This window comes from Paenibacillus sp. UASWS1643 (assembly GCF_008693195.1).
Classification (GTDB): domain Bacteria; phylum Bacillota; class Bacilli; order Paenibacillales; family Paenibacillaceae; genus Paenibacillus; species Paenibacillus amylolyticus_B.
On the sequence record NZ_VXKZ01000087.1, the window covers coordinates 42745 to 57869 of the forward strand.

General features: G+C 50.3%; 12 protein-coding genes. 10 read left to right on the forward strand and 2 right to left on the reverse strand.

Going from position 1 to position 15125, the window contains the following annotated elements; genetic code table 11:
- Positions 1-322 precede the first annotated feature (322 nt).
- From FE296_RS02000 to FE296_RS02020, 5 genes are all read left to right on the forward strand, one after another.
- Entirely contained in the window at positions 323-1372 is a 1050-nt protein-coding gene (locus FE296_RS02000) for an ABC transporter substrate-binding protein (protein ID WP_047840843.1), read from the forward strand.
- Positions 1373-1556: 184 nt separating this feature from the next.
- The gene (locus tag FE296_RS02005) at positions 1557-2417 is read left to right on the forward strand and encodes an ABC transporter permease (protein WP_051154091.1); all 861 of its coding nucleotides are present in this window, start codon (positions 1557-1559) and stop codon (positions 2415-2417) included.
- A gap of 2 nt (positions 2418-2419) precedes the next feature.
- On the forward strand, positions 2420-3214 hold the full coding sequence (locus tag FE296_RS02010; RefSeq protein ID WP_036606660.1) for an ABC transporter ATP-binding protein: 795 nt from the start codon (positions 2420-2422) through the stop codon (positions 3212-3214).
- Positions 3215-3388: 174 nt separating this feature from the next.
- Positions 3389-4567 (forward strand): winged helix-turn-helix domain-containing protein, encoded by a 1179-nt coding sequence (locus tag FE296_RS02015; protein ID WP_150364133.1) that lies wholly within the window; start codon positions 3389-3391, stop codon positions 4565-4567.
- Positions 4568-4636: 69 nt separating this feature from the next.
- Positions 4637-5983 (forward strand): MFS transporter, encoded by a 1347-nt coding sequence (locus tag FE296_RS02020; RefSeq protein WP_150364134.1) that lies wholly within the window; start codon positions 4637-4639, stop codon positions 5981-5983.
- Between the two features lie 118 nt (positions 5984-6101).
- On the opposite strand, the gene FE296_RS02025 is transcribed toward FE296_RS02020, so the two are convergent.
- Entirely contained in the window at positions 6102-6683 is a 582-nt protein-coding gene (locus tag FE296_RS02025) for a hypothetical protein (RefSeq protein ID WP_124116687.1), read from the reverse strand.
- 30 nt (positions 6684-6713) lie between these two features.
- Complete coding sequence (locus FE296_RS02030) at positions 6714-7247, reverse strand: hypothetical protein (RefSeq protein ID WP_150364135.1); 534 nt, start codon at positions 7245-7247, stop codon at positions 6714-6716.
- 198 nt (positions 7248-7445) lie between these two features.
- Here FE296_RS02030 and FE296_RS02035 point away from each other — a divergent pair, with 198 nt between their 5' ends.
- The 5 genes from FE296_RS02035 to FE296_RS02055 form a co-directional block, all read left to right on the forward strand.
- Complete coding sequence (locus FE296_RS02035) at positions 7446-7943, forward strand: DUF6385 domain-containing protein (protein WP_124116685.1); 498 nt, start codon at positions 7446-7448, stop codon at positions 7941-7943.
- A gap of 45 nt (positions 7944-7988) precedes the next feature.
- A complete protein-coding gene (locus tag FE296_RS02040) occupies positions 7989-9293 on the forward strand; it encodes a DUF6385 domain-containing protein (protein WP_223868741.1) in 1305 nt (434 codons plus the stop codon).
- 77 nt (positions 9294-9370) lie between these two features.
- Positions 9371-11653 carry a glycosyltransferase gene (locus FE296_RS02045; RefSeq protein ID WP_190944992.1) on the forward strand — a complete coding sequence of 761 codons (2283 nt, stop codon included), beginning with the start codon at positions 9371-9373 and terminating at the stop codon, positions 11651-11653.
- Positions 11610-13604, forward strand: coding sequence for a tetratricopeptide repeat-containing glycosyltransferase family 2 protein (locus FE296_RS02050; protein ID WP_190944994.1), 1995 nt, complete (start codon positions 11610-11612; stop codon positions 13602-13604). Before FE296_RS02045 ends, FE296_RS02050 begins: the two co-directional genes overlap by 44 nt.
- 81 nt (positions 13605-13685) lie before the next feature.
- A partial coding sequence (locus tag FE296_RS02055; RefSeq protein ID WP_150364138.1) for a glycosyltransferase family 2 protein occupies positions 13686-15125 on the forward strand: 1440 nt, incomplete at its 3' end.

Sequence of the window (15125 nt, forward strand, 5' to 3'; positions counted from 1 at the left end):
AGCTATCTATACTAGGCAACTTGCATAACTTGCGAGTTGCTTTTTTCTGTTATGTAATGTTTTCTATCACACTCATGCGATGAAAGTAAATTGGAAGCGGTTCAACCATTGACGGATATCGGGACGCCCCTTAATATTAGGGGAACAATAAAACACCAACACGGGCCATGGACTTCAGTCGCATGACAAAAGTCTATATTTGTCTGCTTTTGTCGATCAAAGCAACAATGCGTTGAAGCGTTTGTTTTGTCCCACCCTATCGTGTCAATGGAATAGCGATAAGGGTAACCAAATTTTATAAGATGGAGAGGGGTTCTCACACATGAAAAAGAAATTTTGGATGTCACTGATGATGGTTGCTTCAATGATCGTTGCAGCAGGTTGTGGAAATAACAGCGGTACAGGCTCGGAATCCGAAGGATCAGGGACTACAACAGGTGGAGGAAGCGAGGAAAAATCATACCAGATTGCCATCTCGCAGATTGTTGAACATCCATCTCTGGATGCTACACGTGAAGGATTCATTGCAGCCCTGAAGGAAGCGGGCATTGAAGAGAACAAGAACCTCAAAATCGATTACAATAACGCGCAAGGTGATTCGACGAACAACCTGTCCATTGCACAGAAAATCTCGGGTGATTCCAAAAATGATCTTGTACTCGGCATCGCAACACCATCTGCGCTGGCGCTGGCTCAACAAGTGAAGGACAAGCCATTGCTGTTCGCAGCGGTAACGGACCCGTTGGGTGCCAAACTGGTGACCGATATGGACAAGCCGGGCGGCAATGTTACAGGTGCATCCGACACGAATCCGGAGGCTATCGTACAATTGGCTGACTTTATCGCTAAAAATTTGCCGGATGTGAAAACGGTAGGCTTGGTCATTAACGAAGGTGAACCAAATGCGGTGGTTATGGCAGATAATGCAGAAAAAGCACTCGCAACACATAATATTAAGCTGGTGAAAGCACCCGTTACGAATACATCTGAAGTAAAACAGGCAACGGATTCTCTGGTTGGCAAAGTAGATGCCTTCTACATTACACTCGATAACTCTGTCGTGAGTGCGGTTGATACGATCATTCAAACGGCGAACAGTAATAAAATTCCGTTCTTCTCCAGTGATCGGGATACCGTTGAAAAAGGAGCTTTTGCAACGGTAGGCTTCAAATATTATGATCATGGATATCAGGTGGGTGAGATGGCTGCGGACATTCTGAAAAATGGTACAAAACCTGGTGATATGAAAGTCACCGTTCCGGACAAACTGGATCTGATCCTGAACCTGAAAGCGGCTGAAGCCCAAGGTATCACGGTTACGGATGAGATGAAAGCGGAAGTAAAAGACCAGGAAAACAACATTATTCAATAGAATCAATTCATAAGTTATGAGATTGATTCAATAATCTGACCGGAGTGTAATCCGGCAGTATGGATGCGAGGCGAACATGCAACGGGTTCGCCTCATTCTTTTCGATAGACAGGGAGGAAGTAGTGTGAGTATAAGCTGGAATTCAATTGAAGGGGCGATCGAGCTGGGGCTTTTATATGCACTGATGGCACTTGGTGTATATATTACGTTTCGCATACTCGATTTTCCTGACCTTACCGTAGACGGAAGTTTTACAACAGGGGGCGCAATCGCGGCGGTGATGATCTCCAATGACTTTTCTCCTTGGCTCGCCTGTCTGGCGGCAATGGCTGGCGGTATGGTAGCCGGAGCTTGTACGGGCCTGCTTCATACCAAAGGCAAGATTAATGGATTGTTATCCGGGATCTTGATGATGATCGCGCTCTACTCCATTAATATGCGTATTCTTGGCGCACCGAATAAATCCATTATGGGTATGGATAATCCATTCTCAGGTGAGCATGTCATGGTACTAATTATCATCGTGGTGCTGGTGTTTAAAATCATGCTCGATCTGTTCATGAAAACAGATGTTGGACTGGCACTCCGCGCGACAGGTGATAACAAACGCATGATTCGCAGCTTTGGTGCAAATACGGATGTGACTACGATTGTAGGTGTCAGCTTATCCAATGGATTGGTTGCCCTGTCTGGTGCATTCATTGCACAGCAATCCGGCTTTGCGGACATCACAATGGGTATTGGTATGATCGTCATCGGACTGGCTTCAGTGATTATCGGTGAGGCCATTCTTGGAGCAAGAACGGTATTCTGGGCTACACTTGCAGCGATCGTTGGTTCAATCATTTATCGAATTGTGGTTGCGCTTGCCCTACAGGTCGAATGGTTTGATACATCTGATCTGAAGTTGATCACCGCGGTGATTGTCATTATTGCTCTTGTATTCCCAACGATGCAGCGCTCCATGAAGCAGCGCAGTCTGGCTCGCAAACGAACGGAAGAGTTAATGCGATCCGGGGGTCATCAGGCGAAGGGAGGTATGTGAGCATGCTGGAGATTACGCAAGTAACCAAGCTGTTCAACCCAGGCACAACGGACGAGAAGACCGCGCTGGTTGGCGTGAATCTGACGATGAATCCGGGAGATTTTGTGACGGTGATTGGCAGTAACGGAGCCGGTAAATCCACGCTGATGAACATCATTTCGGGTGTGATGAAGCCGGATATGGGCGATGTACTAATCAATGACCGCTCCATTAAAAACCTGCCGGAGCATAAGCGTAGCAGCTGGATTGGCCGGGTGTTTCAGGACCCAATGGCAGGAACAGCACCACATATGTCCATTGAAGAAAATATGGCAATGGCATACAAACGTGGAAAAGGACGCGGACTGGGCTTCGGAGTTACCCGTGCCAGACGTGAGATTTTCAACACGCAATTGGAGAAGCTGGGAATCGGACTGGAAAAGCGGCCTAACGCGAAAGTCGGTCTCTTGTCAGGTGGGGAGCGGCAGGCACTTAGTCTATTGATGGCGACCTTTACCCAACCACAGATTCTACTGCTGGATGAGCATACGGCCGCACTTGACCCTTCACGTGCTGAACTGATCACGGAACTAACGGAGACACTTGTGCGTGAGATGAGACTGACTACATTGATGGTGACGCACAATATGGAGCAGGCCATTCGTCTGGGTAACCGTCTGATCATGATGGACAAAGGCCGAATTATTCTGGATGTCAGCGAAGAGCGCAAGCGTACGTTGACTGTACCTGAGTTGCTTGGTGAATTCGAACGGATTAGCGGCAAAAAAATGGCGGACGATCGTGTCGTGCTGGGTTAAGGCAAGGTAATACAATATACGTAGCGTCTACAATCTAGCTATCTATAAGATAGACGATAAAAACCTTTTGCGTTCTCGCAAAGGGTTTTTATGGTATGTTGAACACGTTGAAAAAATGGAATGAATCTATACGATTTCGGATTAGCGAATTATACATAGTAGGAGGAACCAGGCATGTCTTTGCAATTGGATGAAGGGACATATACGGTAACACGGCGAACGGAATCCATTCGTCTACTCGCCAAGGAATTTGCACTGCTGCATTTCCTGTATGAAAACAAGGAAAAAGCCTTCACCCGCAGCCAACTGCTGGATCGGGTATGGCCACTGGAATATCCGGTTGAACGCACCGTGGACGATCATATCTATCGCCTGCGCAAGAAGCTGAAACGCTGGGATGAGATCCGTCTGGATACAGTACGGGGCTACGGATATCGGCTTGCTGTGCATGAGAACAAGTCCGCTCTACCCGCTAGCCCTTCTGCTCAGGACCCAGAAATGCAGGAAGTCATTCACGGATTACTTCGTAAATATCACTTGTTTGGGCAGGGAAATGCCATACAGACCCTGGTTCAACAGCAGGAAGCACTCGGCATTCAGATCGCCCCTTATTATCAGTTGTATATCCGTTTTATACAGGGAGATCTGGAATGGCTGATTACAACAAAGGAAATTCCCTTTGAGGAGCGACTATACTGGCTACTAATTTTCGTGCACCCCCTGATTGAGCCAGCGGATAGTATTCAGTTGTATGAACAGGCGCTGAATTCATCGGCATTGTCTGCCGATCAGCTTCGCGAACTCCGCATTCTGAACATCATTGAAGTCTATGTAGAGGTGGGCCAATATCAACGGGCCAAAGCACAACTGGAGGAAACGTATCGTGTAATAGAGACTGACGAGCTCAAGAATTTCAGACTGCCTGTAGCACTTGCAGCGTTGTATGTGGAACTGTGGGGTGGTAGCGGTGAAGCTGTTGAGGCCCAGATGGCAGTTCTGCGGTCAGGATTAAAGGATGCGCCCTATCTGCGAGAGATCGGACGTTTTCAGGTGATGGAAGGATTATGGTTACTTCGGCAGGGACGGATTCGTGAGGCAGAGTTAAGAATGGATGACGGTCTGGATGTATTGAAAATGTCGCTGAACGCACCGCTATATCTGAATGCTGCATATCAGATTCTCCTATTCCTGGGTCATCATCGAATTGAAGGCAGACTTCGGAGTAAGTATCGTCAAGTGTATGCTGAGATCGGCAAAAGTTACGGTGTTCCCGCATATGGACATCAAATTGTAGATGAAATACGTAACTTTTTATCCCCTACCTCCCCATCCTCTGATCTTCCTCTGATATAACTTCTTTATGATTACAGCCAAGGAACAGACAGACCGCTAACGGCTGTAATCAAGGGAGGAAGTACATGTATGACCGTCATTTCTAATGAATCCACATCCAATGAATCCACCGAATCGCAAGCCTCATCTGCGCAATCTTCCAAAAGCTTATGGACTAACCTCCGGTTTGTCCGCATGTTTATCGCATACTCGCTGGCTACGTTTGGAGATTGGTTCGATGCACTTGCCATCCAGGTGATGGTGGCCTACCGTTGGGGTGCTGATCCGCTGATCATTGCACTTATTCCTGTATGTATGGCTGTCCCGGGTATACTGCTTGGCTCCTTTGCAGGTGCTCTGGCTGATCGATTGCACAAAGTGAAAATCATGATTTTGTGTGATGTAATCACCGTGGGATTAACCGTTGCTATTTTATTCGCACCAAGCCCGGCATGGTTGCTTCCACTGCTCGCTCTGCGTGCCATGATGGGAGTGTTCCACGTTCCAGCTCAGCAGGCGTTAACCCGTCAGGTGGTGGCAGAGGAGCATCTGTTTCAGGCATCGTCCCTAAACGGTTTTGTGAGCCAGTGTTCGAAAGTAGCGGGACCACTTCTGGGTGCAGTCATTTTGGCCTTCTTTTTACCACAAATCTGTATTGTCATTAATGCCTGTACCCGCCTGTTGTCAGGTGCGGTATTATGGCCCTTGCGGCGTTTGGTGGAGAAGTCGGAGTCCGTTGAATCAGACGGAAGTGCTACTAATGAAAAGGATGGATCGGAATCTTTGTTCTCCCAGTGGAAGCAAGGCTGGCGTTTTATACGGAGCAGTCGCACCGTGCTGAGTACGATTCTGTTCGGCTGTTTTGGGCTCATGGCCATTCTCATGATTGATTATCAGTTTACGACCCTGTTTCGGGAGATCAAGCCAGGTAATGAATCACTGCTCGGCTGGTTGGGGTCGTCGGCAGGAGCCGGGGCAGTCGTCATCATTTTGTTGTTAAATCGCTTGCCGAGAATTGGGTATGGGTTGGGACTGGGTGGAGGATATCTGTTCGTGGGTGCCGGAATCGCTGCGCTGGGGTGGATTGGCCCACAAACACCTGAAATTTGGGTCATTATCTGGGGCCTCTGCATTGGGCTGGGCAATGGACTCTTTATGGTAACACTGAATTATTTGCTGCAAAAGGAAACCCCTCCTGCCTATGTAGGGCGCGTCTTTGGCATTCAAAATTCACTATCCAGTGTTGTACTGGTCGTAGCTCCACTTGCAGGTGGAGCGCTCATTCGAGTTGTAGGGCCGAGCCCCACCTTCCAATATATCGGTCTCGCTACGCTGGTAATTGGTTTTGCCGGCATACTGCTGCAACGAATCTTGTGGGAAGGGAAGCAGCCTCTCGTGTCTGAAGCAAAAGAGACCATTCCGCAGGAATCGGTCTGACAGCCTTTGCCCGGACATTTTAATCATCATTATATCTACAATATAACGAACAGCCGCTTTCGGTACTCATCCGAAGGCGGCTGTTTGCACATTGCATTATTAAGCACGATTAAGCGAATCACACTTCCCACCAAGCAAAATAAGCAGTAGAGGCCATCAGTCCACCAACCGAAAGTGATCCGCTGACAGAGAGGTTAATGGCTTGACCCGGAGGAACCACGTAACGGCCAAATTCATTGGATAGAAACGGCCCTGCTTGAAGGGGCATAGCCATCAATGGGGTCGCTCCTGAAGGTGCAGCAGCAGAGAACCGTACCGTGGCTACGCTGGTATTGCTGCTGGAAAGGTTGCTGTTGACCGATGTTAGTGTGGTGGGCGATGTCAGTGTTCCATTAGCGCTCAGACTCATGGAACCGCTGAAGGAAGATAACAGATTAAGTGAGACCGTAATTCCGCCGGAGAGCCGCGATACGTATAGGGTTTTCCCGCTCCCTGCGGGATTGGCCAATTGTACGGTGGCAATAACCGTTCCTCCCAGCAACCCCAGTGTTGTAGAGTTGGTGGAACCTGCATTGTACAGATTGCCTGTACTGCCAGCATTATTCTCCGGAGGTGCAACAATGCCAGGAGAAATATACGTGTTGGTGTTGGACGTATAGACGGGCTGGCTTAATGGGTTGAATACATTATTATTCGGCACAGTGTGCACCTCCTTTTATCAGGATCAAACTCAGAATTCCCACCAGAACAGATTAATGGCTGCGGTCTGGCTCCCCGTACCTACGCTAATGGATAATGTTTGTCCCGGTGGAACAATAATGGAGCCATTCAGATCCAGTGAATACATTCCTGCGGTGAGCGGAATACTTGCAATGCTCGTGAAGGCTCCCCCCAGGGTACCTGTATTTTGTCTTGTGGTAACTACACTGGCGTTGGTATTTCCAAGTAACGTATTGACGGGTACTGGTGTGCTACCAACAGTCACGGTTCCTCCTGAATAGATAACAAGAGTAGCTGCCGCTGTTGTGCCTCCTGTGAGGCTGGATATGCGTATTGTTCGGCCGCTGCCGGCCGCATTCGAGATCTGTAGAAGAAGATTCTGGTTGGAAGGAATCGAGGTATTGTTGGTCGTCAGGGCAAAAAAACTGCCTGCAGCAGCTGCTCCGCTGTCTGGTGACGCTTCAATGCCCGGGGCTGAGAAGGTATTGGTCAGTTGAGTAAACAGGGGACGATTGGATTGGTTGAATACATTATAGTTGGTCATCTCATCCACCTCCCATAGACCAGTTCATTTGAGCAACATTCCGGTTGATTCGCATTTCATTGTACTTGCAGTGTATGTGAAAAGAAGCAAAATGGATTGGGGACTGAGCCGTATATCTGGAAATAACGGCGGTTGCCGTGCCCGTATATCCAATCCGGGCATACGATGCGTAAGCACATTTTTTAAGGGGAAATCGAGATGAGTCGAACAGCAAAGCAAAGCAAGAAGAGAACAAAGCAACCAACTAAATATGTCAGTCGCCGCCGCTCCCGTCATTCCTGCCGCGCTAAATTGCTGAAACCCCCTTGTTCCCGGATTACTCGTCCCCGGTTCAAGCAGGGTGTTTCCTCACGTACGAAACTCCCTGGTGCTATTCATTGTTTTACAGAGCATACGTATATCGGAGCCGAAACCAGTAGCAGCATGGATTCACTCCCGGCACAAGACACCTCATCACTCAGCATGTATACCTATGGCGTTGTGAATCGGGGAAAACATCCGGCTCTTGTACAGATCCAGATCAGCCCAAATGCCGTGGATTATGCTGTGGACAGCCAGGAGGTGGTCGCGGGAGGCCAGACCAAAGCGCTGGTACCATTGCGATTTTTACACTATACCCGGCTTGCAATTCGATCCGTTGAACCGGATCAACCGACCCGGCTCGATGTTTACTTTCAGGCACAGCGTATGCCGTAAGGGAGTATGATCTCACAGATTTGACCAGGGAGGAGGACGAGGCACATGCCTAACTTTACAACGTTTAATACGAATCCGGATAATCTGAGAACGTTGATTTTTGGCCAGGATAGTACAGGCACAGCCCAGCCTGTCAGAACGGATACGAGCGGGAACGTGGTTGGTATTATTTTGGACGGAACCATCAGTAACATCTCAGGTCTGACCACGGTTACAATTAACGCCGGAACGATTACCAACATTCTAAACGGAACCATCACGAGTGTACTTGGAGCGACGATCACGGCAGGTACGATCAACAGCGTGCTTGGAGCCACAGTTACAGCGGGTACATTAACGAACTTGCTAAATGGTACGATCACAAGTGTATTGGGAGCAACGATCACGGCGGGAACGATCACCAGTGTGCTCGGCGCAACCGTAACAGCCGGAACACTAACGAACTTGCTGAATGGTACAATCACGAGTGTGCTCGGAGCCACGGTGACCGCAGGAACGTTGACGAACCTGTTGAATGGTACGATTACGAGTGTATTGGGAGCAACGATTACCGCCGGAACGATCACGAGTGTGCTCGGAGCCACGGTGACCGCAGGAACGCTGACCAACTTGCTGAATGGTACAATCACAAGTGTATTGGGAGCGACGATTACCGCTGGAACGATCACCAGTGTGCTTGGAGCAACGATTACAGCGGGTACCATCACAGGTATACTCGGAGCGACAATTACAGCCGGAACACTGACGAACCTGTTGAACGGAACCATTACTAGTGTACTCGGTGCAACTGTAACAGCGGGTACGTTGACGAACTTGCTGAATGGTACGATCACGAGTGTATTGGGAGCAACGATTACCGCAGGAACACTGACAAACTTATTGAACGGAACCATCACAAGCGTACTTGGCGCAACCGTGACTGCAGGGACGTTGACAAACCTGCTGAATGGTACAATCACCAGCGTGCTAGGTGCTACAATTACCGCGGGAACACTTAGCAGTGTGACGTCCATTTCACAGAAGAGTTTTCAGGAGTCCCAACTCATAAGCACCCCGACCGCAAACACCTTCACAGCGCTCCCGGCGGTTACGACCAGTGTATTTGGCACGTATTCTTTCTTTGTATATAACCGGGGGCCGGGTGTAAACCGGGTAGATGCTCTTGTTGAGATCAGCGCCAACGGAACGAACTGGTACACGGATGTGACGACGGTAACGGGCATTTTGTCCGGGTCAGTCGATGTATTGGTACCGCAGCGTTTTCTCAAATACACGCGTCTTTCCTACCGATCCAGCCTAATCGGCGCACCAAGCACGATTGATGTGTTCTTCAATGGACAAGGCACATAACCCGTTTATTTGTCATATAGGTACATGGAGTTCCTTTGGTGGACTTCATGTACTTTTTTGTATTGGAGGTGTTTGCATTGAAGAACCGTTTACTTGGAATTCATATGATTGTGCAAAATGAAGAACATCACCTGCCCCGCTGTCTCGACAGCTTGAAGCATATCAGCACGGAATGTTTTATCACCGATACTGGGTCGTCCGACCGTACGGCTGAGATCGCTAGATTATTCGGAGCAACGGTATTGCACGCCTGTTGGCAAGACGACTTTGCCCATGCACGAAATATCAGCCTGCCTCTGGCAAGCACGGAATGGGTCCTGTATTTGGATGCGGATGAGTACGTTACGCAGGGATTGGAAGAACTGCTGAATTTTTTACCTAAAGTCCATAAAAGCATTTCGAGATTACGTATTACCATAGAGAATCGATACGGCGAGGGGGTAGAAGAGAGTGTTATCTCTCAGCCAGTGAGGCTGTTCCGTGCTCATCAGGGATATCGATACAAGGGGCGTATTCATGAGCAATTGGTTCGTAGTGGCCCAAGCGAGATTGTCCAGGAAGAGGCTGGTGATATGGATAAGAGCGAGACCTTTACAGGTGAGGAACATATGTTGATCGAAACAGAACCGCTTGCTCCACTATGTCTGGTTCATGATGGATATCTGGTCTCAACGATTTCGAAGGAACATAAACCAAGACGTAATTTAAAGCTGATTGAGCGGGAACTCGCAGATGAGCCTGCACAGCCTTTTCACCTGTACAATCTGGGAGTAACGTATTGCCAGCTTGGTCAGATCGAAAAGGCAATTGAAGCGTTCCGTGAATCATTACACCTGACAGAGTTGCTCGCGCCATATCGACCAACACTGGTTAGAGATTTTGCAAAGACCCTTGTGGGATCGGAACATTACGACGAGGCGCATGCAATTCTGGCTGTGGAAAGACAGCGTTATCCATCCTATGCTGATCTGCGCCTGTTGTATGGGGAGACGTTGGAGCAGCAAGGTTTGGAGGAGCGTGCATATCAATCGTATGCCCGAGCAACGGACTGCCGGGAGAGAACGAACTGTGTTGGGCAGAGTGATGGCGGTGGCATGTTAGACGCGTCATATGTAACGGAAGCGGGTTCTGACAGTTACAGAGCCTATACTGCCATGGCAAGACTTGCACAGAAACGGGGATTCCTGAATGAGTCTGCACATCTGTACGGGCTGGCTCTGGACAGTATGTTCACATATGCTCCGGCATGGGCCGGGTTGGCAGACGTGCTGCAACAATCCGGTGAAACCGATGAGAACATAGCAGAAACATTACTTTCCAGAAGCAGAGGAATCGAGGAATCGGTTCACGGTGACTTGATTCGTGGTGGAATGTCCCATCCACACGACATGAAGAATGAGGATCACCTGGTGCAAGTGATTCATGTTCTAACAGGCTGTGGAGCATATGAGCAGGCATTGAAAATGCTGGATACAGATGCTCGTACTGCTCGTATCCATGTTGCGGATCGAATACATTGGATGTTATGTGTGAATAGGGTTTCCGAAGCACTGCAACTGGCAGAAGAACACTGGAGCGTGGGGTGTGTGCATGAAGTAAATCTGCCGGCTGAGCACAGAATGGATTGGGCACTGGCTTGTTGGACCAACGGATTACGATTATCCGAGGCGTTCCTCGCAACTACGCTTCCACAAGAAAAGAACGTTTGGAAGGTCATGGATCGACTGCTGAATCAGTTAACCAAAGAGCCGCGAAGCATGAAACCTGCTTCACATGAACAAAAGCTTATGCAATGGGGTCCGCATTCAGAGATGGTAGCAGAAAAGGTTGTGCGACAAGCCATAAAGACAGGACAGCTTACACTTGCTGAGCAACTGCATGAGTTGCGGGCCATGATGATGTGTGACCATTGGGGAACGGCTATAACTTTACGACGGGAGTTTGCAAGTCTGCTGTATCGTCAGGGGTATACCAAGGTAGCCGCGAACATCCTGATTCAGTGCATGACCGAGAGTGAACTGGATGCTGAAGGTTTATTCTGGCTGGGTGAAACGCTGTATGCCAAAGGCCACAATGATCAAGCGCTCTCTCTGTTCGAGCAGGCTCTGGAGCGGGAGCCTGATATGTGGAAGGCCCGAGCTGGAGCAGCTGTATGTTACATGCGATTGGCAATGGAGGCGATTCGGCAGGAATTGGTTCGATCTCCGTCGGCAGGGTCACTCGCGGCACAACATGCTGCACTGGAACAAAAGCTGCGAACGACGGAAGGCATCCCATGGCGTACGCTTTTCCATGCAAAGGAAAGGAGGAATCAGCTTGCGAGCGGAACGAATTTCCCTATGCATGATCGTGAAGGATGAGGAAGAGTTACTGCCTCATTGTCTTGCCAGTGTCGAGGGATCGGTGGACGAAATTATTGTGGTGGACACCGGTTCATCGGATCGCAGCGCGGAGATTGCGCAGCAATATGGAGCGGTGGTTGTGCGATTTGAGTGGTGCGAAGATTTTGCCGCAGCACGGAATGCTGGCCTGGAGCGCGCTTCCGGCGACTGGATTCTTTTTCTTGATGCGGACGAGGCACTCGATAGGGCTGCGCGGGAGCAGATTAGGAGCTGGACGGCGGTCAGCGGATGTGACGGATTGTTTTTAAACATTCATAACTATACAGGTACGGGTCAACAGGGGGTTACCGTGAATCCGGTTTTGCGTCTCTTCCGTAATGCCTCGGAGCATCGGTTCGAAGGTCGAATTCATGAGCAGATTGCGACGGCGATTTGCCGTAGGAATCCAGAGGCGGCTTTTCATGTGACGGACATGGTCATCCATCATTATGGGTATCAGACGGCGATTGTGGAGCGCAAAGATAAGGTGAACCGCAATGTTCGCCTGCTGCAACAGGCAGTGGAGGAAGAACCGGATCAGCCGTTCCATCACTATAATCTGGGTGTCGAGTATTTGCGTGTGGGGGAAGCGGAGCGGGCCTTGGAGACGTTTGGTGTGGCTCGGATGGGGATTGATCCTGCGGTGACCAGTTACGCGCATTTGCTGTACAAATATGAAGTTCGTTGTCTCCAGCATCTGAATCGCTGGCAGGAGGCATTGGATCGCATTGATGCTGCGCTTGAACTCTTTCCAGAGTACACGGATCTGATGCACCATCGCGGGGTATGTGCAGACGCATTGGGTGATGCAGATCGGGCAGAATATTCGCTGCGTGAAGCTGTCCGTATGGGACCACCTCCACCCATATATCATACGGAAGAAGGTATCGGCACCTATCAGACGTGGTATACGTTAGGACGATTGTTGGAAGGAAGGGCAGATCTGGAGGGTGCGGTGGATGCTTACGTGGAAGCGGTACGTGCCAAATCGAGTCTGTTACCACCGCTCTATCGGATATTCCGAATTATGCGAGTCTCTGGGCAGGAACATCAGATTCCAGAGCTGGTGAGGGAGCGCTTTGCACTCAGTTCGGAAGAGGCTACACACAAAGTATTGGGCATTTTGGAGCAAAGTCGTTGTTATGAAGCGGCTCTGCAATTGTTACTGGGTGTATCCTCACAACCCTCCGCAGAGATGAGGGAGCGTTTATCTGTGGCGGAGGCGATGCTCCAAATCCAACAGGGAAGATGGAACAAGGCGCGCCTGAAACTGGAACCTGTGCAGCGGAAAAAAGGGCTGCTCGCGATCTCGTCTGCACGATGGCTCGAACGTTTGGAGTGGATCGAGGGTAAGGAAGTCAACGGAGATGATCCATTGACCTTGTGGTTGAAGCGTAGTTCTCAGGGAGGTGCAGCAGTAACTAATGATGAGGAATCTACTGTGCAGACAGGGCGAATTGCTGGTCTGAGAGCGACAAAGAAGAAGGACATGGACTCCGGTATGGACGGAACGGTTGCAGGAACAGAGTATGATGGCTGGCAGGCCCTTGGACTGATAATGGAAGGATGTGTACAGTCAGGGAGATGGAAAGAGCTGCATAGTCTGATTCAGATGTGTCGACAGCAATTGGCGGGAGAGAGCGTTCGAGTGGGAGAGAAGGAGAAAGAGGAAGGGAAGAGGAGCGAGAAGGATAAGGATAAGGATAGGGATAGGGATAGGGATAGGGAAAAAGGAGAAGATATGGGACCATTCCCTGGATCTTTGGATACGCTGGTGGGAACCAGTTGGTTGGTGAAAGGATTGGTTAGTGCTGCGGATCATCATATGGAGGTGTTCGCTCGGCATGCAGCTGGACAGAGGCACCGTTGTTGGCCTGTCGTTCAGCATATTCGGCTGGAGTTGCCGGGAGCGGACGGGTTTGAGAGCTGAGAGGGATTAGGCAGGTCCAGGGGTTGAACTTAAATCAGCGGGCTAATGAGTGGGGCTGAACTCCGTTGGTGAGGGGTCGTGATGAATATGGGTATAGGGATTAGCTTGTGTATGATCGTGAAGGATGAAGCACTGTCACTCCAGCGATGCTTGAATGCAGTCAGGAATGTTGTGGATGAGATCATCATCGTGGATACCGGATCGGTAGATAATACAATCGAAATTGCGCGTCTCCATGGTGCCGTTGTAATTCGGACGGAATGGAACGGAGATTTCAGTGAAGCCCGTAATCTGTCGCTGGCCGCTGCTACGAAACCGTGGATTCTGGTGCTTGATGCGGATGAAGTATGGGTACAGACTCCGCAGATGAAGGAAGAACTCGTGCAGTTGTTAGCGGCAAGCAGAGACGATGTATGGGGATATTGGCTACAAGTCACGAGTCTGCTGGGTGTGTCCGGTGAAGAACGTGTGACGGATGCGGTATGTCGATTGTTCCGAAATGATCCCCGAATTGCCTTTCAGGGCAGAATTCATGAAGAGATTGCTTCTTCCATCATGGCACTGGCTCCGCAAGGTGTGCTTCATTCTGGACTTGAGGTCATTCATTACGGATATCTGGAGCAGGCGATTACCGCCAAAAATAAAGGTGCACGCAACATGCAGTTGATACGTTCCGCATTGAATCAGGAGGTAGATCAACCGGAGTTGTTGTATGCTCTGGCTGCCGAGTGGTTTCAGCAAGCGAAGTATGATGAAGCACTACGGTTGTTACAGCCATTATTGGCAAAACTTATGCCGGAGTGTGGATATCACTCGGATTTGGTGCTGAAAACGGCTTACGCCTGGCGAGAGATTGGTAGTCCAGAACGGGCACTTGCTGTAGTGGAAGCATGGGCGCCCGTGTATGAGGATTTTCCGGATTTGTTGGAGCTTGGTGCTGTACTCGAACTGGATCAAGGGAGAGAGGATGTGGCCTTAGACTGGTTAAATCAGGCTAAATCAACTGCCTCCACAGCCAGCAGGTATACATCAGTCTCTGGTGCCGGGACCTATCGCAGCCTGACGCTGGAAGGCATGGCATATGAGCGGGCTGGCCGCTGGGCAGAGGCAGAAGCCGCGTACATAGCGGCGCTGGGCATACAACCCGGCAGCTTGCCTGCATGGCAGCGGCTGTTGTTGCTGGCCGCAGCCACAGGGCGGCCGCATTCCATCGCCAGCGTTGCCGCTCGGGTAAGCTTGCCGCCTGCGGCATGGCAAGCGCTGATCCCGGCCGCGCTTGCCGCGCATCGGTCGGAGTGGCTGTTGCGCCATGCGGCGGCACTTGCTGCCCCGCTGCGTGCGCAGCCGCTTGCCGCCGGGCTTACGCTGGCCCAGCTGGGCGAGGACGCCGCGGCTCGGGCGGCTTTGCAGCCCTGGGCGGCGCATGCGCAGCACCGGCCAGAGGCGGCCCTGGCGCTGTGGGCGCTGGGCCACAAGCAGCCCGGCAGGCGCAGCGCCCGAGCGGCGGCTCGCCAGCAGGCA